Genomic DNA, 24,848 nt, shown 5'->3' on the forward strand with positions numbered 1-24,848 from the left:
GGTTAGCCACCTATTAATACTGTAGGGTTGCCAACAACAATTTTACCGCCGTGGGAGCTGTCATCGCCCATTCTAGCTGCAGGCTTACCGTTAATTTTAACCGAGCCAGAACCCGATTTAATACTATCTGGTGGGCCAATACACACCATCATGTCGCCTTTGCGCGCAGCAGGCATTCCACCAATTAAGACATTAGTTGAACCAATAACTACAGGGCCGCCTACATGCGGCACTGTGCCGGTTGTTTTGGGACACACATGCATGTGACCAATTGTAGCTGCGGGCTTGCCCATAAAGACTCCTTGTCTGTTTATATTTTTAAATAAAACTAATCAAATAAAGGGATAATTAATAACTTGCTGTGCGCCACTAATAGAGATAAACACTCTATTAATTCACTTTGAGAATAATCTGAAAGTGCAACAGGGCTTTGCATAGCATATTGGTATAATCCCGACACAACATCTTCACTATTTAATACAGGGTGTAAATTATTTAAAAACTGACTAGCGTAATAACCATTCATTGCTTTTAGGTGACTTAATGCTGGATTTAGCAATGGATCGTCTGGCCTATTAATTGGCAAACATATTAAATGCGCAAGCCCATAACGGCAATATACAACATATCCGTTATTATTAATGCCGTTTCTAAGTCCTGAATGAAAGCTATTTATTATTTCCATATTTGCACTAATTTAATTTAATCATTCCAGCTGATAAAGTAATAGCACTGCCGTCAACTTTAACATTACTACCTTTAATATTTATATTAGTGCCTTCAATAGTTATATTACCATTACTGCTCATTTTAATTTGTGCAGAGCCTGTTTTAATAACTATTTCATCACCCGCTTCTATATTTAATGTTTTACCTACTTTTAAAGTATCGTTTTCACCCATTTCGGCAATACGATTTTTAGCAACATTAAGGGTGTCGTTGTTAGCAATATCTGTTTTTCTGTCGTTGCCAATTTCAATGTTGTGGTCGTGATCTGTCTTATCGTTTTGATCGTTTTTAACATAGAGCTGCTTGTCTTTTTCTGCTTGAAGATAAACCAGCTCACTGCCTTTTTTATCTTCAAACCTAAGCTCGTTAAAATTATCTGCTCCGCCTTCTTTTGTAGAACGCGTTTTTATGCCGCTTTGCGTTTTTTCTGCTGGTAATGCATACGGAGGCATTAAGTCTGCGTTATACACAGCCCCACTTATTATAGGTTGATCTGGGTCGCCATTTATAAAATCCACAAGTACTTCTTGGCCAACGCGAGGGAAGAAAAAAGCCCCCCACTTTTTACCAGCCCAGTTTTGGGCAACGCGGATCCAACACGAACTTTTAGAATCTTTTTTGCCTTCTCTGTCCCAATCAAATTGCACTTTTACGCGACCATATTGGTCAATCATAATTTCATCAGCGCTGTCGCCAGTTACGATTGCCGTTTGGACCCCGTTTATTACAGGCTTTTTCTTATTTATTTGTGCTCTGTAAGGGATTTCTTTCGGGACACATTCAAAGTGATTTGAATAAACTTCTTCTACCGATGACTGCTGCGAACCTGATTGGTTGGGTACTGTAATTGAAGTCATCATAGAGGTAATAACAAATGTTTTACCTTCAAGACGTGGGTCTTCGTGCTTTTTAAAACTAAATAACTTACCTACAGTAAATGAGCGGCAATCACTGCGCCCACTAGAAAGCTTCATGTCTCTTTGCAGTGACTCTAGCTGCACAGACGCTAGATTAGCAGCGCGCGGATGGCACTCTTGCTCGCCCGTGTATTCAAAAATTTCAGAGACCGATTGAGTAGGAAGCTCAGGGTTTGCTTGCTCGCCATCAGGGTATCGAGATGGCTGTTTAAAGTCGTAACCAACACGTTTAAAACTACCAGGGGCAATGCTTAAGCCACCTTGCCAGCGCGATACGTGTGATTCGCTTAAATGGCCAGTTGAAAATACAACTTTGCCTTCATTACATACTTCGTAAGCCGTAATATCATCAGCTAATACAAGCGTATGGTTACTGTTTGAGTGTTCAAAAAAGTAAAATATACCTTCTTGTTGGAATAAGCGCTGAATAAAATCAAAATCAGACTCTTGATACTGAACACAATATTCATATTTAGGGTAGGTTTTACTGGTTTTATCGCTAAAGGCAACATTGTGTTGGCCAAATAAATCAGCAAAAATTTCTTTAATTGTTTTCTTTTGAAAAATGCGGCTATTTTTACGATTGCGCATTGAAGCTGCGAATGGAACTATCGTCGCTTGATAATCTATATAATTTTTTTGCTCGTCAACATCAGCCGTACGGCTGCCATTTGAAACCAAATGACTAACAATGCCGTGGTAGTAACGCTCACCACCGCCATCTGCATTTTTTACTTTAATAGATACAGGTTTACCCACTAAGTCTTCGTGCGCGATTTGTTTACCAATAGTGTACATATTGGCCGACATAACAAACAAATCAGACATTGCCTCTTGGGCAACAAAGCGAGTTAAATAGAGGGCATCTTTACCAACAGGGGTGCTAATTTGAATTACGTTTTTATCTTGTGTTGCTTTTTGCATTCCTTGCTTTTCCCGTCCTAAAGATCAAAAAAAGCTCTGAGCAATGCCCAGAGCCATTATAAGGTAACAAATATTACATTTGTTGACCTTTAACACCGCTGTAACCGTATACAAGAGGAGCAGTAATGTTATTTTTGTCGTCTGTTGGAGTAACAGTCATCATCATTTCTGTGTAGCTGATAGTGATTGTTTCGATTGGACGATCATTTTGTACTGAAACTGAGTAGCTAGAAATCATTGCATCTGTAAGTTCGATTTTCATGATTTCTTCAACCTTATCACCTTGCTTAGTGATATGGAAAACAGCTGGTAAACCTTTACCGATTGTCGCTTCTTTGAAAAGATCCGGAGATGCTTTATCTTGAAGTTTAGTGATTGTTACGTCACCAAGGCGAGTAGAGCTTGACTCACGGTCCATCGCTGTACCAGTAGCTGAGCTAATTTCGCGACTTACATTCCAATCAAGAGATAAAACTGTAATTAAATCTTTGAAAGACTCAGCAGTAGTTTCGCCTTTGATTGAACCGTATTTTAAATATGTATTTGCTTGCATTTGATAATGCTCCTTTTTATTAAACAATGTTATCCATTAATACTGGATTCTTTACTTTGGTATATACCAAAATTCCTTTGAAACCATTATCTTTAATACAGCAATGAAAAGGCCTTCTGATTCCTTTCCTTAGATGAAGACAATGTCTCAAAAATTCCATGTAGTGATATCAGGCACCAAAATTATAATGCCCTCAAACTAAAGAAACAACCTTAATAACAAGTTATTTCAAATTAACTTTAATTAACCTTTAATTCAGCTCTAGTTCAAATTCATTATCTTTTACTAATAGCGATATACTATTAATTTCTTTGTCGTCAATCATGCTAGAAAGTAAAACCTCAGACAACAATGGCAGCACTCTATTTTGAAGTATAGTGTGAATATTACGTGCACCTGAGCCTGCATTTTGGCAATTAGCAATAATATATTCAATTACATCGTCATTATAAATTAACTCGGCATTGTAGTGTTTTTTAACACGTTTAATTATTTTATTTATTTGAATAGCGGCAATTTCAGTAAGAATATCGTCACTTAACGGAATGTAAGGTATTACATTAATACGACCTAAAAATGCCGGTTTAAATGAAGCAAGTAAATCATCTTGTAATGCCTTTAATAAACCTTTGATGCTTGGTTTACTTTCTTCGTCTTCAAACAAGCTCATTGTGGTATCTGTGCCCACGTTTGAGGTCATAATAATGATTGTGTTTTTAAAGTCGATATCGCGGCCTTCACCGTCTTTAATTGTACCTTTATCAAACACTTGATAAAAAATATCTTGTACGCCTGGGTGTGCTTTTTCCATCTCATCCAAAAGTACAACACTATATGGCTTTCTTCTTACTGCCTCGGTTAATATTCCTCCTTCACCGTAACCTACATACCCTGGAGGAGAGCCAAGTAATAAAGAAACTTTATGTTCTTCTTTAAACTCTGACATGTTAATTACCGTGACGTTTTCTTCACTACCATACACTTCTTGGGCTAGCGAAAGTGCAGTTTCTGTTTTACCCACACCGCTTGGCCCTGCTAACATAAATATACCGTTAGGACGGCTTTCATCTGCTAGCTGAGCACGAGATGTTTGAACAACTTTAGCTATTAAATCAAGAGAGTGGTCTTGCCCTACAACTCGTTGCTTCATTTGCTGTGCTAAATTTAAAATGCCATGTATTTCATCTTCATGCATTTTGCCAACAGGTATCCCTGTCCAATCTGAAATAACTTGCGCTATAAGCTCTTCGTTAACCTGCCAATGAACCATATTATGTTCAAAAGAGGCTAGCTTCTCTTTACTAAGTCTTAGCTTATCGAGTATCTCTTGTGATGACTCTTCATCTTGAGAGTTAATAAGCTCTAAAGCTAGATTAAGCTCAGCCACAATTTCTTTTTCAGTACTAAATTGCTCATTTAACGGCGCTAATCGCTCTTCAATTGTAATTAGCTCTGCTTTTAATGTGTCTAGTTGCTGTGAATGATCTAAGCCCGTTTTTTGCTCTCTGTTAAGCATTTTTACTTGTGTTTCTATTTCGCTTAAGCGATTTACAAGCTGCTCTATAGTATTTGGAGTAGATGCTTGGCTCATTGCAACACGTGCACAAGCTGTATCTAGTAATGCAACGGCTTTGTCTGGGAGCTGCCTTGCAGTAATGTAACGATGTGATAAATGCACCGCGCCTTCAAGTGCTTGCTCAGATATAAACACTTTGTGGTGTTTTTCCATTACAGGCACTAAGCCTCGTAACATTGCCACCGCTTTTTCAGGGGTTGGCTCTTCAACTTTTACAACTTGGAATCGGCGTGTTAATGCGGCGTCTTTCTCAAAAAACTTTTTGTATTCAGCCCAAGTAGTTGCAGCTATTGTGCGTAATTCACCACGCGCTAAAGCAGGCTTTAATAGATTTGCCGCATCATTTTGACCCGCTGCACCACCGCTACCAATCATGGTATGTGCTTCATCAATAAATAAAATAACCGGATTTACCGCATTTTTTACTTCATTGATAAGCGATTTAAGGCGATTTTCAAATTCCCCTTTCATACCTGCACCAGCTTGTAATAGTGCTAAATCTAAGCTGTGAATTTTTACATTTTGTAATACAGCAGGTACGTCTTTTTGAGCAATTCTTAATGCTAGCCCTTCAACAACAGCTGTTTTACCTACGCCCGCTTCACCAGTTAAAATTGGGTTGTTTTGGCGGCGTCTGGTTAAAATATCAACCATTTGACGAATTTCGAAATCACGACCAAGAATAGGGTCTATTTTTCCAGCGAGTGCTTGGGCAGTTAAATCAACAGTAAATTGATCTAAACTTGGAGTTTTAGAACCAACATTTGCTTGAGTTGACGCATTTTGTACTGAATGGTTGCGCTCTTGAGATTGCGCAACTATTTCAGGCCATGCATGAAGCAATTGACCAGGCTCTATTTTATTAAATAACTTACTACAACGTGTTACTAAGCTAGATAATGTATCGTCTTTAGTAAGGGTATAAATAACGTATGCACTACGAATTTGATTATCTGTAAACTCAATGCTGGTACTTAACCAAGATTGCTTAAGAAGACTCGTAACATGCACTGACAAACTAGGAGATGACTCACTACCCGTTTTAAACGACTCTAATGATTGATTTAAATCCTGTTGAACTTTATCAATATCTATATCGAACGAGCCAAAAATTAGTCTAACATCATCTAATTGCTGCTCAATCATTGCAAGTAACCAATGCTCAAGTTCAACCGTGAAATGACTGCGACTATTACATATAGCAACAGCACCTTCTAGGCTTTTTCTGCAATCAGGACTCAGTTTTTCAACTAGTTTATTCAGTGTCATCGAAGACATACTTTTTTCCTTTTAATTTTAATTATCCCTTAAACGATAACTTAGTAGGGTTAGATTTTAATTTGTTATCTTGTACAGATAAGAAGCTATTAGCGCCTAACTGACACTCATTTTTTGAAAGTTTAGCGGCACCTAAATTTTGAAAATTTGACTCAATGACCAAGCGAAAGTTAATAGCATTTCCTACATAGTCTTTTGTTATTTGATTAGCTATTTCGAAAAGCGGACCTTTGGGCAAAAGTTGTTTTGCTTTATCTGGATCATCTGATTTTATGTGGATTTCGATATTAGAAGATACGTCCCATACTTTATTTCCAATCATGGTATCAACACCTAAACGGGCGTGCTGGCCTTCATATAATGCCTGGCTGGCTAAACGGGTTTGTTCTTGCTCTTTTAACTCGTGCCATTGGCCAACCATTTGTTTGATTGATACATCACAACCTAGGTATGACGAAAGTACATTTTTTAAATCAAATGCATTTCTAATTTTACGGCTATATAAACCTGAAAAATGCAGTTGGTGCTCGTTATAGCCACCACTTAATAAACCGAGTATTTGTGTGTATGGGTCTTTGTTTTTTTCTTTATTAACGTGATTAAGTGAAGGCTTATATTTTTTCCAAGCGCGGTAATACAGTGAGACTAAACGATGATTAAACATGTCGTAAAAGTCACGCATGGTTGTATCTTTATAGCGTAAACGCTGCATCACAAGTTCACTATAAAACTGGGGTAAAGCGCCTGAACAACCCGTCAGCCCCATAAAAGAAACCTGCATAGTTACTTTATGCATACCGTCTTCAAAACCAGTTTCTTCTAATTTGGTAATTGCATTACCTGGATAACCAAACTTTTGGGTAGCTGTAAACTTAATCAACTCTTGCTTTGGATTACTGTCGTAACCGACATGTCGATAATCTAAGCCACGCTTTTTTAGCTGATTTTCAATTATGAAAACAGCTTTGTAAAAGTCAATTTGAGAAGCTTGTGAGATTATTTGCTTTATCATAATAACGGACAGTCACCCACTCTTGCAGGCCATTGATAATAAATTTGTTCTTGCTCTTTAAGCCTTAAACTTAAACGCGTGTAGCTATTTATTGCTGCAAATTGAGCAAAAAAGTGATCAAGTATTGATGCAAAGAAGAACATGCCGCTGCCAGAAAAATCATCGTTAGCAAATGTAATTTCAATTTCGCTGCCTGTTGCAAAGCTTACTTTACCTTTTTGAATCACACGGGCAGTTGAAGGCTCTATTACCACTCTATAAATATTATCTATCATGCCTTTAGTTTGTGGTGATGCTCTAAAATCGTATAAACGCAAAACTTCTTTAAGCTTATTACATGCGTCTTCACCACTAAAGGTATCAAGCGTTAAATGATTAACTAACTGCCACCGTGTTGCATCAGCTAATACAGGTCTCACTGCATGAGTAAATGGCGTTAAACATCTAATTTTTTTAATTACATCGCCGCGCTCAGGCATTAATAAACCAAGTTCGTCATCACCAAATGGCATGCTTGCTGGTAGGTTGCGATTACTACAATTTGCGCGCACAGTAAGTACAGAGTTTCCGTCACCATATTCCATCGCACTATTTTCAAAAGTAGCATCAACTAACGATAAAAATGTTTCGGTTCCTGACTCTACATAACCGCCAGCCCAAGAAGCAGTTTCTCGACGAATATGCCAAAACAAATCATCATGTCCATGATATTTAGGATGTGTTTGACCATAAAAAGGCGAAACAATTTGTTTATTGCCTTTATGATCAAATGCAATAACTTCCGATATACCAATTACTTCTGATATTTCCGAGTCCATATAACGCGGTGTTAACTGATATTCATATTCACTGATCTCAGGTCGTATTGGCTCAAGCTCTTGTTCAAATAAGTTTATTATTGGTGTACAGCCTAATAAGAACATATCTTTATCTACTTGCTTTTCAAGCTCAGCAGATTCAGTATCTAGGTAAATATAAATACTACATTTATTAGATTGCTTAGGCAGTGATGAAAGAATGCCTTCAAGCTCAAAAAACCTAAACTTCTCAGGAAAAGTAAAATTTTCGACGAGCAAACGATATCCGGCAGATGAGCGCTGCGAATAAGGAACCACAGCCTCGTTAGAATCAAAGCCCACTGCTTTTAATTGGTTTTTTGACAGATATCTAATACCTTCATCGCCATTGTCTATAGCAATACCAATACTATGTTTGAACAGTAGTTCGTAAACTTTAAGTGTATGATGCCATTGGCCATTGATAAAAATCCGTAATTTTTCAAGGCCAGTTTCTGCAAGCGAAACCCCTTTATACTCACCTGTTAATTCTATTTTGAAAATAGATTTTGCTTTTTCTTGCCAGCGAGGCTTAGGCGCTACAAATGGGCTATTATCAAATTGCACATTTGTTATTTCAACAGGCCAAAGGTAGGTTTCATAACACGTTTGAAATTTACATTGCTTCATTGAGTCAACGTTAGTTTCTACTTCACTTGCCTTTGGTATAACCACCCCTGCCGTAGATAAGTTCTCAGCTTCGAGCTTAACAACTGACATTGATGGGATTGGCGCTTGGTAATCTGGTAGCATTTGCCCTAGCAAAGCATCCGTTAACTCCGGGAAACTATCGTCGAGCTTTTGCCTTATATTGGCAGTTAAAAATGCAAAAGATTCTATTAATCTTGAGACATGAGGGTCTTCAATATGATCTTCACTTAACTTTAAACGCCCTGCAACTTTTGGATATTTTTCAGCAAAGTCTTTACCTAAATGACGCACAAATGCTAATTCACGATTGTAATACTTCAATAACTCATCGTTCATAATGATGCCTCAATAATTTTCATACCCAAGTTCACGGGCTCTACTTCTGAATCAAAACTAATAAACTCTGGCTCAGGGTCGGCGTATAAAAGCGCATTTATTCTTAAATTTAATACTCTGTTTAAAGGTACTTCTTCATCTGTAAACACTTCTACTTCAAGAAACCGTGGCTCAAACTTTAAAATTGTATTTCTGACGGTTTCGCACAGTAATGCGCGCCCTTCGTGAGAGCTTACAGACATACTCGAAAAGTCAGGTAAACCATAAGACAAACATGAAGTAGCCAGCTCGGTGTATTGAGTTGGCCATGTATGCCATTGAATTCGAGCATTTAGCAAAGCTTCAATATCTCTGCGCACGTTTTTTCTAAGCTCACTAATAGTGATGCCTTCGGTACGTGATGGCGCATCCTGGAAGTCGGGCTCATCGTCAATGAGCCTATCTATAATGGATGCTTGAAGCTGCTGTTTATGCTCTATCATGATTGCTTAAGCTTAAATTATGCTGTTTCAAGTGAGCTTATTTTTAAATTTGGGATGGTGATAGCCTCATCATCAACAAACAGCATTTTCATGCCCTTACCGATAATAAATTCATCTTTTAACTCAACCCAGTCAGACACTTGACCTAGCTTTTCAAGCTCCGATTCAGAGTTAATATAAACAAGTGGTAAATGAGCTGTACCTGATGGACCATCTTTAATTGTAATTTCAACACGTAACCAAATACTTTCTAATAAAGATTCTACAGGCTCCATTTTTAACGATTCAATTTCGTTAAAGTTTGCTAGATAAAACTCACCATTAGTACCTAAAACCTCTAGGTACGGGTTTAAGCAATCATCAAGATCTCTTGTTGATGCCTCGTCTGTGCTAACTCTTAAAGACTCCATCTCTTGAGCTAATTGAGCTGCTTCGTCAGTTGAGCCTTCTAACAGAGCAACATGCATTTTCAAAAATAGTGTGTCTAACTCATTCGCATCATGAAATAACTTAGGAATGCCTTTACCTTGATAAAAATCTACACGAGATTGCTGAGCACGAATTAAGTGCCTTAAATTTACTGCACCTACTGCAAATTCTGGATTTTTTTGTACCATGAAATCTAGCTGTTTATCGGCTTTTTCAAGTTCACCATTTATGCAAAGTAATTCGGCGTAAATACTTCTGATATCAAAGTTTAATGGCTCATCTTGAAGCTCTGTAGCACAACAAGATAATGTATCAGTAAGTTTCCCCTCGCGAATTAAGCTATGTATTTTTTTCATGACTATTCCTTTATTTTATGATGAGGACTGAGCTCTGTAATTAATTTAATACTGGAGATCATCTGATCTAATTGAAAATGTGGCTGTAATTGTAAAACAGAAAAGTAATGCCCTGGATTGGCTTTATTTTCACTGACTTTTATTCTGGCATTACTTAACGGGTACTTACTTCTTATATGCTCGGAGGAGGAATCTGAAGCCGTTGTATAATTATTTATCCACGCTTGTAGGTCTCGCTCACAAGCTTGTGCCGTGTTATAAGAGCCGACACGGTCTCGAGCTAATAGCTTTAAATAGTGAGCAAAACGAGATACACACAAAATATATTGCAGCATTGAAGATAAGCGCGCATTAATATTAGCGGCGCTTGATTCATAATTTTTGGTTTTTTGAACCGATGCATTACTATAAAAAACAATGTGTTCTGTATTAGTCACTGATGATGCTGGAATAAAGCCAAGTTCAGAAAATTGCTTTTCAAATTTGCTTGTTACTAATAAGTTTAGTGGTGGCTTTGCTTCTTTTTGATAAGTGTCGTTTGCAAAACTGTCTCTCGCAAGCCCTGTAACCAGACCCTTTGAAATTTTACCCGGCTCAATACCGCGAATGTGCCCAAACCAGCCACTATCGCAATATGCTCTTATTAAGGTAGATACAAATTGATATGCTGCATTGCCCCAAAGCATATCGCTTTCAGGGTCTTTAATTTGTTCTTTAAAGTAAAAATCTTGATGACGTTTTCCATCATTGCTATATGGCGGTCTAACTAATACATGAGGAAGCGTAAGCCCAATAAAACGAGATTCTTCCATCGCTCGAAAGCTCTGCCATTTAGCGTATTCGGGTTGTTCAAACTGGTCAAATAAGTCTGCGTAATAGCCTAAATCAGAAAAGTTATCTGCACCAAATAAGTTAGGAGAAGCTGAGCAAATAAATGGAGAGAAAGCAGCGGCAGCGGTTCTAGATATTTCTTTTATTGTGTCTATGTCATTATAAATTGTGCCTGCTGAGCACATGTTACTAATTTCATAATCACCTACTACTACACCAAATGGCTCGCCACCTGCGCTATCAAACTCACTTTGATAAAGTAGTTGAAAAAATAGGCTTTGGTCAAAATCAATAGCTTTGTTTACATCTTTAGAGAGTGTTGCCCAATCGCAGTTCAATACTTTTATTTTTACTTTATTTTCTTTGTCGTATTGTTCGCTTTGAAGTATCAGCCACCAAAGATTACGCCAACTGGCTTCTAGCTTTTGAAATCTATCATTATGAATTATTAGGTTTAATTGTTCTGAAATGAGTTGATCGAGTTCAACAATTACGCGCTGTAAATAAGGACCAAGTGATTCTTTAGTCCAAGATATAGGTGAATCTGAAGAACCTTCAAGCCATAACAACAAGGCTTTATCTAGGTTTTTTTCGTTTAAAAACCTATCGAGTAAAGCCTCATTATCACTTATTCTAGACTGCGCTTTTTGTACAAAAGCGAAGTCTTGATTTATAAATGAAAACTCTTCGTGATTCATTCTACTGCATTATCCTTAACGCTAAAGATCAGTTTAATTAACCGATCTCTGGAATTTTAGCTACAAGGCGTAAAGAAGAAGTAAGCTCTTCCATTTGTAGCCAAGGTCGTAACCATGCAACTGCATTATATGCACCTGGTTGACCTGGAATTTCCTTAACTGATACTTTTGCATCTGCTAGAGGATAACGTGCTCTGATCTCTTGACCACCACCCTCAGTCGCATTTACATACGAAAGGATCCAGCGGTTTAACCAAGACTCAACGTCTTCAGCTTCCATAAAGCTACCAATTTTATCACGCGCCATTACTTTTAGGTAATGAGCAAAGCGAGACGTTGCCATAAGGTAAGGTAGACGTGCAGATATTGCCGCATTAGCTGTGGCATCTGGAGTGGAATAAATTTGTGGTTTTTGACAGCTTTGTCCACCAAAAAATACTGCATAATCTGTATTTTTGTAATGACAAAGAGGCAAGAAACCTAACTTGCTTAATTCAGCTTCACGACGATCTGTAATGCCAATTTCAGTTGGGCATTTAAGATCTGGATCGCCATCATCACTTGTGAAGATATGCGTAGGAAGACCTTCTACTTTACCGCCGCCTTCAGCACCACGTATTGCAGTACAGAAACCGTATTGAGCAAATGCTTTGGTCATATTTGTTGCCATAGCGTAGGCTGCATTACTCCAACAGTAATCACTGTTATCAGTACTTACTGAACGGCCATCTTTTGGTTCAACTTCAAACTCTTCATAGTTAAATTCTTCAACTGGTTTAGAAGCCGCACCATAAGGTAGGCGAGATAAGAAACGAGGCATAGTTAATGAAACAAAACGCGAATCATCGCTGTCTCTGAATGAACGCCACTTAGTGTACTCTAGAGATTCAAATACTTTTTCTAAATCACGTGGTTTGGTTAGCTCTTCCCAGTTATCAAAACCAAATAATGATGGCGATGAAGCTGAAATAAATGGACAGAAACCAGCGGCTGCAACATTAGACATTAGACTTAATGTTTCAACATCTTCAGGGTGGTTAGTAAACTCAAAGTCACCAACGATAGTACCGTATGGTTCGCCACCTGGAGTACCAAACTCAGACTCATAGATTTTTTTGAATGTTTGGCTTTGGTCAAACTCAACAGCTTTGCTCAAATCTTTATGAAGTTCTTTTTTCTTCATATTTAGCATACGAATTTTAAGTGTAGAGCTTGTCTCAGAATTCATTACTAAATGGTGCAATCCACGCCAAGAGCCTTCTAACTTTTGAAACTCTTCGCTGTGCATTACTACACTTAGCTGTTTTGAGATCTTTTGATCGATTAATTGAATTGCTTCATTAAACGTCACTGTCATGTTTTTGTTCCACTGAACAGTCCCTTTTAAGGCTTCTTCTGTCAGTGTTTTAAGTAACTCTTCTGCACGGCTTGCATCGGTTTGCTTAGTTGCGCCAATAGCTTGCTCTAATAGTGAAGACGTTGCTTCTGAGGTAGACTCTAATTCAGTACTTAGTTGCTCTGTACTCATTTTTCAGTCTCCTCTATTTTAAGCTCTTTTGCGATTGTATCTAAGCTTGCTGTGTTGCTTAGTACTTCTTCAAGCACGTTTTCTAATTCTTCTGAGCGGTCAATCTTAGTCATTAAATCGCGTAACTTGTTACGTGTTTCCATTAATTTACGTAATGGCTCAACCTGATTTACAACAGCTGCTGGTTCAAAGTCATCAATCGATTTAAAGTTAAGTTTTACTTCAAATTCAGAACCATCATCATTAAGCGTATTATCAACTAATAATTTTAGTGAAGGGCTCATGCGCTTTAAAACGTCATTAAAGTTTTCACGATCTATTTGCACAAATCGTCTATCTTTAAGTGGTTTTAATGCTTCTGTGTTATCACCAGAGAAGTCGCCCATAACACCAACAACAAATGGTAATTCTTTTTTTACTGCAGTGCCTTCAGTTTCCACATCATAAGTGATGTGTACGCGAGGCTTACGAACTCGTTTTAATTTATCATGGATACTCATAGAGAACTCCTTTTACTTATGTTTCAGTTTCGCTGATTTTAATGCCAGACAACTTAAAGTACCCAGTTCTAGCATCACTATCTGTAATTAATTCATTTAATAATTCAGGCAGCGACAATTCGCTCCATCGAATTACTTGTTCTATGGTGTACGACATAGGTGAGTGCGGCTCTGTTTTTCTAAAAAAAGTAGCGATTTCTTTGAGTTTATTAATCGCACTTTCTCTTGAGTTAATTTCGTGATTAACTTTTACAACTTGCTCTGTAACACTTTGACCGTCGTCGTCTTCACTTTGAACCACTTCTTGCACTTCGTTTAATGCAGCTTTTGCCTTATCAGCAGCTTCAAGCTTATCTGCAGCAACATGCTCAACAGCAGCAAGACTAACTGCTAATGCTTGTTTTATATTTGATGTTGGCTGTGGCTGTCCAGTTACTCTATCCAATACTTCGCTTAATAAAGCAAATTGCTCAATCGCGTTTTCAATGTCTTGTTTTAAAGTAACAAAGAATTCAGTACTTGTTTCTGCAGCACTTCTTTCAATAAGCTCATAGTCAACAGCACCTAAATTAAGCTTTTTCTCTCTTTTCTCATCTGTTAAACGAGAAATATCATAGCCTTGCTGATATTCCCAAAAAGAATATGACTCCATACTGGCGCTATCGGTCAGATAGATACTTTTTATCGGGATTATTAATGTACCTTCGCCTGCTGAACCATTAAGGCCAACCAATGCAGATACTTTGTCTGACACTTCATCATCGTCATCGAGTGACGGGTATAATTCATCAAAATAATTGTCGAGCAAGTTATGAGCAACTTTAAAACCAAAAGCTAAGCCTTTGAAGCCATGAATTCGACAAAGTGCTTCAATAAACCAAGCTAAATATTCGATATCTTTGCTTTGTGTTTTTATTGCTTTGCTACATTGCTCTAATAAAGGAAGCCAATCTCTTGCTAGTGAGGAAATACCTTCTTCATCCACTAATGCATTTCTTTCTGCTGCGCGAAGCTGGTTTCTTAAATCTTTTAAGGCGTAATAAGTCGACGTAGGCGAGACATCTGAGCGAGGATCAATACCTGCAACCTCGGTGTCTGAAATAGGGGAAATATACTCTTCAAATAAAAACATTCCGTCGTCCTAATAATTATCCATAAAACTCCAATAAAGCGGAGCGGATTTCATATTACATTCTTTATAATAAATTACAAGCCTAGTTACAATTGAGTTTAAACCTTAATTATTGCCTTTATATAAACAATTAAAATTTAATATACTTATTAATTAATAGATGTAATTAAAGTAAAAACTCAAATATAAAATACAAACCAATTTTTTTAACTTAAAATCGTTATTTAGAAAAAAGCGGGATAGTAGCTTCATCTTGAATGTTGAATGTTTCTGATTTATGACCAGCGTATCCTTCATCGTACTTAATTAAAATACAGGTCACATTATCTCTTGCACCTCTAACTAATGATGAATGCATAAGCGCCATACCAGAATCAATAATGCTACTAGGCTCTAGTGATAAACATATGTCTTCATCAGACAACTCACCGGTGAGCCCATCTGAACAAAGTAAAAATATATCGCCCGTTTTTACTTCATTTTGAATAACGTCTACTTTTACATCCGCAGTTACACCCACAGCTCTTGTGATTACATTTGATAATGGGTGTGTCTTGGCTTCTTCTACTGAAATAATACCTTCATCAATTAAATCGTTTACTTGACTGTGATCTCTCGATATCTGCTTAAGTTGACCATCTCGAAGCATATAAGCTCGGCTATCACCAACCCACAAAACATAGTACTTATTATTTTTAAGAAATAAGGCAGTAACTGTACTTCCTGCGGTTTTGCTACCTAAATATTGGGCACTATATTCGTTTAATTGCCTATTCGCATCTTCAATGGCTTCAACTATGTGAGATACTTCAAGCTTCTCAAGTGGTAGCTCTTCAACTTTTGCTCTTATTACATCTACAACAAGCTGACTGGCAACTTCACCTGCTTCGTGACCTCCCATCCCATCTGCGACAACCCATAAGTTATGGTTATTTATCTCTACATGCGCATCTTCGTTAAGCTGCCTCACAGCGCCTCGGTGGGTAATTGCATAACTTGTACTAAACTTGCTAATCACTATTTTTTACCTGTGTAAAGTTCCATTCCCAGTGTTTCCACCTTCCATCTAACATTGCTGCAACTTGATTTACCGCAGGCAAGCCAGGCGTTATGAGTACCATAGGTTTTATATTATAAGATCCATGTGTCCACCAAACGCTGTAATCACCGTGTTTTTTTAACAAAAGAGCATGCATTGCATCTTGGAGGACTTGACTTGATAACTCATCACCTGAGAACTCAAATGCTTCTGCACTTTTATTTTTATCTACAGAATTTAAAAAACTAACCTGCTTTTTAACTCCTGCTATAGAGCTTAGGGACTTAGCAACCTCTTTACGCCAAGAAAATAAATCAACCGAACTATCAAGCACTTTTAATACAGTGTCTTCATACTCTAAAGAAAACACACCTGAGTTTAAAACATCAATAGGTGCAAATTCTAATGTGCTAGCAACTGTGAAGGGATAGTGCCTACCTACTGCGTCCATACTCGGTAATAAAGTCCCCATAACGCCTTTGTCACCAACAATGTTTGGCGATAATGCAAAGTGCCATACTGGTCCAATTAAGTAATTATCTTGCCATACTTCACCTAGCTGTTCTTTACTCACTGCAATGGCTGCTTGCAGCCATTGCTCCCAATGCTCTGAAAATTCTTTCGAAACGCTATCTTGTACAAAATCACCTAAACTAGGTACTTTGCCAAGATAACCAATATTTATAATCGGGTCGGACATGAAAACTTCTCTACACTTTTATTCCAAAATGGATGCCTGATTGATTTAGGCAATAACTCGACTTTCGCATTGTTTCCCATGAGTGAAAAATGTAACTCTAAGTCTTCACGTGTTTTTGCTCTTTTAGCACTTAACTCGTCTAACATGCGATATAGCGACCATTCACCTTGGTAAGTTGTATTTATAGAACGACCACCATTTGGAGGAGTAAATACAACTCGTGTTTTACTCTGGCCACTTGCTCCAGGCCATACAAAATTTGTTACTCTAAGTGGACCATGCCTGTAAGTCATTGACTGACCGTCAATTTCGAGCATAAAGCTAGAGATGGTACGGTCTAATTCTAATGGTTTTAAGCCAAACTCAATTCTTGGTGTTGCACTTCCGCCATCAAAAAAGACTGTTTGAATTTGATTTGCCAGTTCAAACATCGCTAATGTATCTCGGCTAATACCTATATCTTTTTCAAATTTCCATGGCGTTGAACTCATATCTACACTTGGCGCAATATAGTTGGTGAAAAAGCTATCAATTGTTCCACCTGGGCCGAAAAATCGAGTGAAATCTTTCATATTCACTTCTTTATCTGCGTATGGAGAAAACGGATAACGGCCAACAATTGCAGCGTTATATTCGCGTAGCACCTTACTTTTCCACATCTCGTTTAAATGTCTGTTGGCACTATTTTTAGTTATGTTACTAGTATCTCTACTTATATCTAACAGCCAACTATTAAACGGGTAAGGTAAATCTCGACTTTGAAACTCAAGCTGACGAATAAAGCTAGGCTTACTTTTACCGCTAATTTGGTCTTTAATTGACGACTTTAACTGATCGCCTCTATCAAGTTTGGTTAAGTAAACGTTTAACTCTCTTAGGTTTTTCTGAATATTATCTAATTGTTGAGCATCAATTTTTATTACATCTTCAAAGGCTTCTTCAACTTGGTGACCCGGTAATTTAATATCAAATTTAGGGGCTTCGTCAGGTAAAAATCGCTTGATACGATTAGCTTTGGTTTGCATAGCTATTTCAGCAGCATTTGCTGCAACTTTACCTGCAGCCTTTTGGTTATCAGATACTGGTAATTTAGTTAGCTGCACATTTTTTTGTACTGCAGTGATAATATTTTTAATAGGCGCTTCAGAGCCTGCTAAGGCATCAGTAATATTAACTCCCTCAGCCGGAGAGCTATATTGATTCAGGCTCAGATCATCAATAAATGATTGCCAATAATAGATATAATCTTGAAAGTATCGCTGCTCTAGTTTCTTCTCAATCTCATCTTTAGAAATATCGTAAGTGCCCGTTGCCTCTTCACCATACACCCAGCTACTTGCCATTAAATTGCCAAGCATTTTACTTTTCTCAACATTAAAAATGCCGTGAAAACCATTAAATGTATATAAGCCAGGGATACTTCGCGTAAGCTCACCGTCATTTCTAAAAGTAAATTTTTGCGCACTTTCAAAACTAATAATGTCTGTAAGCCTAAATGGCGGAATACTACTATCTAGGAAGTCGGCTTGTAATCGTTGATATGCTCGCTCAGCAATTGGTAGCTTAGTTAGCTCAGCTCGCGCAACACGCACTGCTTGATTATCAATTTCAATTTGGCTTACACCATTTTCAAGTAATGTAGCTACATGCTCCATCAGCTCTACTCTGGTTTGCATATTTTTATCGCCTGGTAAGTTACGCTCTAAATAAGCGTTAAACCAAACCGTTATATCTTCACGTTCAAAGTATTCAGGCTGAAACAACATGAGGTAACACTTAAGTGTTTCGTATAAATAACTTAAGTGCTCAGGATGAGCTTCCATTTCTTTAATTAAGGTACTTGCAATAAACGGTTCTAAATACGTTTGTAATGAACGGTCGTAGGCTTGTGTAGAAGCCATTTTTATTTCATTTAGTTTATCAAACCCAATTGATTTAGACTCTTGTGTATTAACAAGTTCAGGGTTGCTTGCAGGTAAGTTTCTAAGAGCCTTTAATCTATCGTTTAGTACTAGTAAGTTATTACGGTCAAATGAGGCTGTATCAAGTTCTTGGTACGTTGCAATCGCATCTTCAGTCTCTGAAATTAAGTTACTATTCCAAGCAAAACTAAAGTACCACGATGTTGAAAAACCAAGTAAAGCTATGCATGCAAGCGTTATGCTACCAACACGAAGCCATTTATTTTGCTTGTCATGATGTTTGTTAGTACTTGCTAAGTTTTGCTCTGGAAAAATTACACCTTCTAATACATTCTTTATAAAAAAGCTTTTAGATTGGTTAATGTATCCAGATTCGCCTGCGTTTGCTTCGTTTAAAAAACTAGATGGCGTACCTTCTTGCGTTGCACTTGTGAGGTAAACACCACGAAACATTGGTAGTTCTTCGTATGCATTAGGAGTGAATATTTCTTTTAAAAAAGCATCTCCTACACCTTGTAAAACACGAAGCTGCCTAGGGAATTCAAATATCTTAGCGCGAATTTCTTCGTTTCTTTCATTAATTAATCTACGATTTAACATTTCAGTTAATTTAGAGATTAATGAGTGAAATTCTTTGTTGAAAGCATCTACTTGTGTGTCTTTATCTAAATCAAGTTCAAAGGTTACGCCCCAAACCTGCTCACACTCTTCTTCTGTTAATTCGCCAAAAAACTCTCTAAAACCTTCAATTAAATCAACTTTAGAAAAAATAACGTAAACAGGAAAGGTCATACCTAATTGGCTTTGCAGCTCTTGTAAGCGCTGTTTGATAGCGCGAGCATGTAGGTTTCTCTCAGTTTTGGTCTGGCTCATAAGCTCAGAAATACCCATACTGATCATTACACCATTAATAGGCCTAAGTGGACGGTACTTACGAAGTAATCCTAAAAAGCCTTCCCATGCACGTGAATCATGCTTTGCATGGCTGCTTTGCGTTGTGTAGCGCCCAGCTGTATCAATTAAAACTGCTTTATTGGTAAACCACCAATCACAATTACGAGTACCGCCAACCCCATGAACCAAGTCAACACCTAGCTTGTCTTTTAGCGGGTAATCAAGTCCTGAGTTATGAATAACGGTAGTTTTACCAGCCCCTGGTGGGCCTATCATTATGTACCATGGCAACTGGTAAATATTTTTACCTTTGAACAGCTTTACGTCTTTTAAAAGATCGATAGCTTCGTTCATTCGCGTTTTAAGCGTAGTAATTTCTTCATTTACTTCAGAGCTATTTGTATCGTTATTACTATCAATTAACTCATCAGCCATTTTTTCGTCTCGTTTGCTTTGTTGCACAAGACGATAAATTTTAGACACAGAGAAAACCAATAAAACCAATATAATAGTAAACAGTCTTGCTGCAATACTTTGTAGTGGTACATAGTCAGCTATCGCGATTAATGGGCCGCCAAACCAAATTAATAATGATAAAGCTAAAAAGCCGATAATTAGCATTGCCGTACGAGATGTAAGTGCGTAGGTCACTTTTTTTATTTTTTGTGAAAAACTCATTTCAGCCTCTTAAAATAATAAATCGATTTCAATTCGTCGGTTTAATGACCGAGAAGCTGAATCTGAATTACTGGCAATAGGCTCTGCTGCGCCCTTACCTTCGGGCCATAAACGCCCACTGAGGTTTGTACTTTTAGCCATAGAGTTTGCAACTTGAGTTGCGCGCGCTAAAGAAAGGTGCCAATTAGAAGGGTACTTATCAGTTCTAATTGGTGTGTCATCTGTATGGCCGGTTATTAAAATACGTCCTTTAGTTCCTTCAAGGCTTAACGCTAGTTTTTCTAAAATAGGCTGAAATGAAGGTAATAATTTAGAGTCACCTTGATTAAAAAGGCTCTCACTATTAATAGAGATTCTGATCCTATCGATATTTTTCTTTATCGTCACAATCCCCATTTGAATCTCAGTTTGTAATAGCTGCTCTAGTACAAGTAAATGCTGATCTTTTTTATCTACTGCTTGGTCTTCAGCTACAGGATGAATGATAGCAAGCTTGTCACTAACAGCCATAACATCATCATTTAGCTTCATATTTATAAATAAATAAACGGTAAGTAAAAGTAAGCCTAAAACAGAAAAAATAACCCACAATGGCACCTGATTTCTTAATTCTACGCCAGCGGCTACTCTTTGTTTCCAGTTAGGAGAAAGCTTATTATTGATTGGCCCATCTAATTGATTTAATAAGTGATACATTTGTGAGCGGTATTCTTCTACTTTATTGTCACCCACAGTATCTAGTCTGTACTTACCTTTAAAACCTAAATTTAAACAGTGGTATTGCAGCTCTAAAAAGGCTTTGTGTTGCTCAGGCTGGGCCAATGCATTATCGAGTAAAGTATAAAAGTACTCACCGCCAAAAGTTTCTTTATGAAATGTCGAAAGCAAGCTTTCGTCAGCCCATTCCATAGAACTCCATTTAGAGTTTAAAACTGATTCATCTAAAATTGCACATAAACAATAACGAGAGTTTTTGATTACATCTTTTGGTAAATTTTGATTACGTAGTTCGACTTCAAAACGTTTGATAGCCTCTACACATCGATGCTTTAACGCAGCTAAGTTAGTCATCTCAACTGATTTTCTAATTGAAATAACCAAAGAGAAACAGTCTGTTGCGGCTTCCATTAATGGGTTTCTAAATATAGAAACCTTTGCATTACTAGGAATACTACTTGCAACAGGCTCAACAGACATGACTGTTTTGTCTGGATCATTATCTACTTGAGGATTATTTGAGGCATCACGCCCTAATCGACCAGGACGTGGTTTTATAATGGTTTCGTCCATTGAAACTCTTCCTTTTAAAAGTTAAGTTCTTATTGCCCACAGGCTTAGTTGTAACTCGGGGTAATTTCCTGACAAGTGAATAGCAATACCACCACTTGAATGAAGTTTTGCCCAATGCTCGCCATGTTTATTTAATTCAAAATAATGAAAACCTGCATGGTAAGGAATTTGACGCGGTGCCGTTGGTAAGTTACTGATTGTAATACCTGGGATTTGATTATTTACTAAATCTCGGATTGTCTCAACACTACCAATTTTAATTTGAGAAGGTAATATCTTACGAAGCTCCTCGTGAGGAACACTGGCTTTAATAGCCAATACAAATTGACCTGAGCTAAGTACTGATTTGTCTTTGAGCGCACCAAAAGAAATACCAAACTTGCTTTGCTCTAACTTTATTTCCGTAGCAGTTTGCTCAATTACATGACTTAAAGATTGGTATAAAAAGTTTATTACTTCACTAAATACCGGGCCTAAGTTTTTATGATCGTACTTAGGTAATTTAGGCACTCTTTTGTTTACTGTACTAAAAGTAGATAACTCACCAGCAAGCTCTATTAGACGAGTATAAAGAACGCTTGGATGAAGATTATTAACTGATAATAAGTTTTCAAAAACAGCGTCATACTTGTTTAATGTTTGCAGCATAATAAAATCAGCTACAGAGGTACTTCCCGCATAACCTTGGCACAATCTAACAGCAATACTCTCTGAGCGCTGCTTGATCATTGAGCCAATCTCTCTCACTAAACCAAGTAATGGCTTACACTGACCGACTTTTAACGATGCTGGTATATACTTTGGATCGAGCTTAATTTGACCTTCACTGCTAACTTCAACAATGCGTGCAAGTGGCAATAATATATAGCCTGCATGGTCGTCTGATGACAATACTAGCTTACTAAATACCTTAGCTACTTGAATAATTTCTTGAGCTTGTGCACCTAAAGAGTCATCACTTACAGATAAGTCGTTTAGTTTATAACGCGTAACAATATCCTCATCTAAAGATGAAATATTAATACCACTGGCTTTTAGTGCAGGAACCGCTAAATAAATTATTTCATCATAAACATCTTTGCCCACCACTAAAGGCTCAGGCAAAGAGGTAGATTGAGGCATATCGATAGGTAGCAAATCAGGGGTAATAGCTGACAATGACTCAATAGCAAATTGGCCTGAGCTTAATAGCTGAGTATCGATACTTATATCAAGTATGCCCCAAGGATCTGCTAAATTCCCATTACAAATTTGCTTAATTAAATGCGAAAAATGCTTATCTGACTGCTGAAAGTGTTGCGGCCTTAAGAACATTCCTTCGGTCCAGGCAACACGAGTGTTATCACTCATTGTACAAATCCTTTTTTACTGCTCTCTCATGTATGTAGCAATTGCTTCAACATTTACATCTATATCGTCATAGCCAGTTGGGTCAACTTCGATTACAGCTCTCCATCGTGCTTGATCGATATTTCTGTACGCGACAACAACACCAACATATCGTGTATTGCGGTTTAAGCTCATTTTATATTTTTGAACAGAGTTTGGCTGTAATTCTAATTCATCTTTTTTTAATAAGTCCGGGCCTAATAGTTTTTCAGGTGTTTCATACAGGCTAAAGAAATCCTGAGTATCAAAAATTGTTCTCGAGCTAAGCTCAAAAATTTTCATTACTACCGGTGAAGGTCTATCTGACGTGTCTGGATTTACATTTTTAGACACATTAATTTTTAGATCCGTAGAAGGAGGCACAAACTTATTAACAGTTGAACAACCCATGGCTAAAAACAGTAAACTGAAACTCATTAAAAAGAGCTTAAATTTGTTCATTATCTACTTTCCTTTCTAGAACGATTCTTTAATTCTATCGTTGTATGCTTTTAAGAAATCATCTGACAACGCCATAGCTCCCTTACTATTTACATCATGAGATAACTCATCATATAAATTTTTGTATAGCTTCCAGCACTTAGCCTCTGTTTGACCAGGGATGATTTTTAATACGTTAGAATTATCATTTATTTGTTGATTTATATGTTGGGGAGAAACTTGCTCTAACATCCCTTTTAATACGCCGTCAGCTCCTGCTAATAAAGCATGTTCATGTCTTCGCGTATCAACAAAGCTTTCTTTGATTGATTCTTGAGACGACAGGAAGCTTGCACTATTTCTGATGAATAAATTCTGAATAACGTCATCAATATCTGCCGAAAACTTAATTGGGTTATTTTGTTGAGTTTGAAACATCGTTTGGTTTAAACGCAATTGGTTTTTTACAAGCGCTCTTTGGCGAAGAGACTCCATCAACTCGGTCAGTAATAGATTTAACCCTTGGCCCATTTCAAACCAAAGTTCTTGTGAGTTTAATGAATTTTGTAACTCAGCTTTAACCCCCAGCCCGTTTAAAAAAGCATCAGTTAAAGCGGTATCTTCACTAAGCGATGTTGGATTTTTTTGCACTACTGGTTTATGAACAGGTTTTACTGCTTGAGGTTTAGTTACAGGCGTATCTAATACTGGTGTATTAACTGAAGTTTGCTGCTCAACAGCTGGCTTTTGTTGTGGCTTACTTACAACGGGTGCTTGTTGAGTTACAGCTTCTGGGTTCATTAAGTGAGCAAGCTCATCCCAGTTTTCCGGTATTTGGTTAGCTGAATTAAGGTCACTGGCCTGAGTCATAGAAACTGCAGGCATAGACTCATCCATTATTGATTCATTAAAGTACTGTTCTGGCTCAGAAAAATGCTCCGTAGGATGCTGATAAGAGCTTTCTGGCTCTTTGCTAATACTAGCTGCAGCGCTTGAATTACCATAATCGGTGTCAGGTGTTTTTTCATTAGTCGCTAATTTTACCTCTATCTGAAAATCACCCACAGTGATCGTATCACTATTTGACAAGCGTTGTTTATTGCCTTGACCTAATGGAGCTACACCAAAATTTACAAAAGTACCATTTGTAGATGTATCGTAAACATAAAAAGAGTCGCCCTCTTTAACTATGCGTCCGTGCTTACTAGAAATGATTTTTTCAGGATCAGGAAAATGCCAATCACATGCTTCTGAACGGCCAAATATTAGAGAGTCTTTTACTGTTTTAGTTGCTTCAATTTCTGGAGAGAGTCTATGATAACTAGTGATGTTTAGTATCAGTTCCATTTGATAAGTTAGTCCCATAAATCTACATTCTCATTAGGATAAAGTAGAAGAGAAACTATTGTCAACATTGAAATTAATATATAAAAATATACTCAACCATACAAAAGCTCAAATTTAAATAAATTAAATTAAACAAAACCTCTATAAAAAAGCCCTTTCAAAGCTTACAAAAAATATTTTGTATGTTCCCATTTAAAAAATTGCTATTTAATAATTAGCATTACATTTTATTCATTTTAAGCCCCTAGAAGTGTTACAAAACAATGCCTGTAGGCTTACACTGTTTATAAAAATAAACAGTAAATAAACGATATTTCAATAATTAATATAAAAGCCCTTAATTTTTTAAAGTTTTGTACGAAAGTTCTGCTTTAGAAACATTGCTAAGTTGGCTAATTTTT

Annotated in this window: 20 protein-coding genes; all 20 read right to left on the reverse strand. The window is 37.3% G+C overall.

From position 1 onward, the window contains the following. Window positions 1–2: 2 nt before the first annotated feature. The 20 genes from H5126_RS05865 to tagH all read right to left on the reverse strand — a co-directional run bounded on the left by H5126_RS05865 (window position 3) and on the right by tagH (window position 24,447). On the reverse strand, window positions 3–293 hold the full coding sequence (locus H5126_RS05865) for a PAAR domain-containing protein (RefSeq protein WP_024595244.1): 291 nt from the start codon (window positions 291–293) through the stop codon (window positions 3–5). Between the two features lie 35 nt (window positions 294–328). Further along, window positions 329–685: a hypothetical protein gene (locus H5126_RS05870; protein ID WP_024595245.1), complete on the reverse strand. Its 357-nt coding sequence runs from the start codon at window positions 683–685 to the stop codon at window positions 329–331. A gap of 7 nt (window positions 686–692) precedes the next feature. Then, window positions 693–2,570 (reverse strand): type VI secretion system Vgr family protein, encoded by a 1,878-nt coding sequence (locus H5126_RS05875; protein WP_182681464.1) that lies wholly within the window; start codon window positions 2,568–2,570, stop codon window positions 693–695. 73 nt (window positions 2,571–2,643) lie between these two features. Beyond that, entirely contained in the window at window positions 2,644–3,123 is a 480-nt protein-coding gene (locus H5126_RS05880; protein WP_024594574.1) for a type VI secretion system tube protein Hcp, read from the reverse strand. 250 nt (window positions 3,124–3,373) lie between these two features. Further along, window positions 3,374–5,977 (reverse strand): type VI secretion system ATPase TssH, encoded by a 2,604-nt coding sequence (gene tssH / locus H5126_RS05885; protein WP_182716264.1) that lies wholly within the window; start codon window positions 5,975–5,977, stop codon window positions 3,374–3,376. Window positions 5,978–5,999: 22 nt separating this feature from the next. After that, window positions 6,000–6,989: a type VI secretion system baseplate subunit TssG gene (gene tssG, locus H5126_RS05890; protein ID WP_024594572.1), complete on the reverse strand. Its 990-nt coding sequence runs from the start codon at window positions 6,987–6,989 to the stop codon at window positions 6,000–6,002. Continuing rightward, on the reverse strand, window positions 6,986–8,812 hold the full coding sequence (gene tssF / locus H5126_RS05895; protein WP_182719981.1) for a type VI secretion system baseplate subunit TssF: 1,827 nt from the start codon (window positions 8,810–8,812) through the stop codon (window positions 6,986–6,988). The genes tssG and tssF overlap by 4 nt, the downstream gene beginning before the upstream one ends. Beyond that, window positions 8,809–9,294, reverse strand: coding sequence for a type VI secretion system baseplate subunit TssE (tssE, locus tag H5126_RS05900; protein WP_024594570.1), 486 nt, complete (start codon window positions 9,292–9,294; stop codon window positions 8,809–8,811). Before tssE ends, tssF begins: the two co-directional genes overlap by 4 nt. A gap of 17 nt (window positions 9,295–9,311) precedes the next feature. Next, on the reverse strand, window positions 9,312–10,079 hold the full coding sequence (locus H5126_RS05905) for a type VI secretion system accessory protein TagJ (RefSeq protein ID WP_182719982.1): 768 nt from the start codon (window positions 10,077–10,079) through the stop codon (window positions 9,312–9,314). Between the two features lie 2 nt (window positions 10,080–10,081). Then, on the reverse strand, window positions 10,082–11,608 hold the full coding sequence (tssC, locus tag H5126_RS05910) for a type VI secretion system contractile sheath large subunit (RefSeq protein ID WP_182711777.1): 1,527 nt from the start codon (window positions 11,606–11,608) through the stop codon (window positions 10,082–10,084). A 37-nt stretch (window positions 11,609–11,645) separates the two neighbouring features. Then, a complete protein-coding gene (gene tssC / locus H5126_RS05915; protein WP_182711778.1) occupies window positions 11,646–13,136 on the reverse strand; it encodes a type VI secretion system contractile sheath large subunit in 1,491 nt (496 codons plus the stop codon). Further along, window positions 13,133–13,636: a type VI secretion system contractile sheath small subunit gene (tssB, locus tag H5126_RS05920; RefSeq protein ID WP_024594566.1), complete on the reverse strand. Its 504-nt coding sequence runs from the start codon at window positions 13,634–13,636 to the stop codon at window positions 13,133–13,135. The genes tssC (H5126_RS05915) and tssB overlap by 4 nt, the downstream gene beginning before the upstream one ends. Before the next feature lie 16 nt (window positions 13,637–13,652). Next, on the reverse strand, window positions 13,653–14,768 hold the full coding sequence (gene tssA, locus H5126_RS05925; protein ID WP_154902980.1) for a type VI secretion system protein TssA: 1,116 nt from the start codon (window positions 14,766–14,768) through the stop codon (window positions 13,653–13,655). A gap of 220 nt (window positions 14,769–14,988) precedes the next feature. After that, entirely contained in the window at window positions 14,989–15,786 is a 798-nt protein-coding gene (locus H5126_RS05930; RefSeq protein WP_024595081.1) for a PP2C family serine/threonine-protein phosphatase, read from the reverse strand. Then, entirely contained in the window at window positions 15,779–16,507 is a 729-nt protein-coding gene (tagF, locus tag H5126_RS05935) for a type VI secretion system-associated protein TagF (protein ID WP_182671928.1), read from the reverse strand. The genes H5126_RS05930 and tagF overlap by 8 nt, the downstream gene beginning before the upstream one ends. Beyond that, complete coding sequence (gene tssM, locus H5126_RS05940; RefSeq protein WP_182719983.1) at window positions 16,489–20,001, reverse strand: type VI secretion system membrane subunit TssM; 3,513 nt, start codon at window positions 19,999–20,001, stop codon at window positions 16,489–16,491. The genes tagF and tssM overlap by 19 nt, the downstream gene beginning before the upstream one ends. A gap of 9 nt (window positions 20,002–20,010) precedes the next feature. Next, on the reverse strand, window positions 20,011–21,291 hold the full coding sequence (gene tssL, locus H5126_RS05945; protein WP_182719984.1) for a type VI secretion system protein TssL, long form: 1,281 nt from the start codon (window positions 21,289–21,291) through the stop codon (window positions 20,011–20,013). A 21-nt stretch (window positions 21,292–21,312) separates the two neighbouring features. Next, window positions 21,313–22,641 carry a type VI secretion system baseplate subunit TssK gene (gene tssK / locus H5126_RS05950; protein WP_024595399.1) on the reverse strand — a complete coding sequence of 443 codons (1,329 nt, stop codon included), beginning with the start codon at window positions 22,639–22,641 and terminating at the stop codon, window positions 21,313–21,315. Window positions 22,642–22,656: 15 nt separating this feature from the next. After that, a complete protein-coding gene (gene tssJ / locus H5126_RS05955; protein ID WP_024595400.1) occupies window positions 22,657–23,121 on the reverse strand; it encodes a type VI secretion system lipoprotein TssJ in 465 nt (154 codons plus the stop codon). Window positions 23,122–23,136: 15 nt separating this feature from the next. Further along, a complete protein-coding gene (gene tagH, locus H5126_RS05960; protein ID WP_182719985.1) occupies window positions 23,137–24,447 on the reverse strand; it encodes a type VI secretion system-associated FHA domain protein TagH in 1,311 nt (436 codons plus the stop codon). Between the last annotated feature and the right edge of the window lie 401 nt (window positions 24,448–24,848).

The sequence above is a fragment of the Pseudoalteromonas sp. SG45-3 genome, assembly GCF_014164075.1.
Classification (GTDB): domain Bacteria; phylum Pseudomonadota; class Gammaproteobacteria; order Enterobacterales; family Alteromonadaceae; genus Pseudoalteromonas; species Pseudoalteromonas distincta.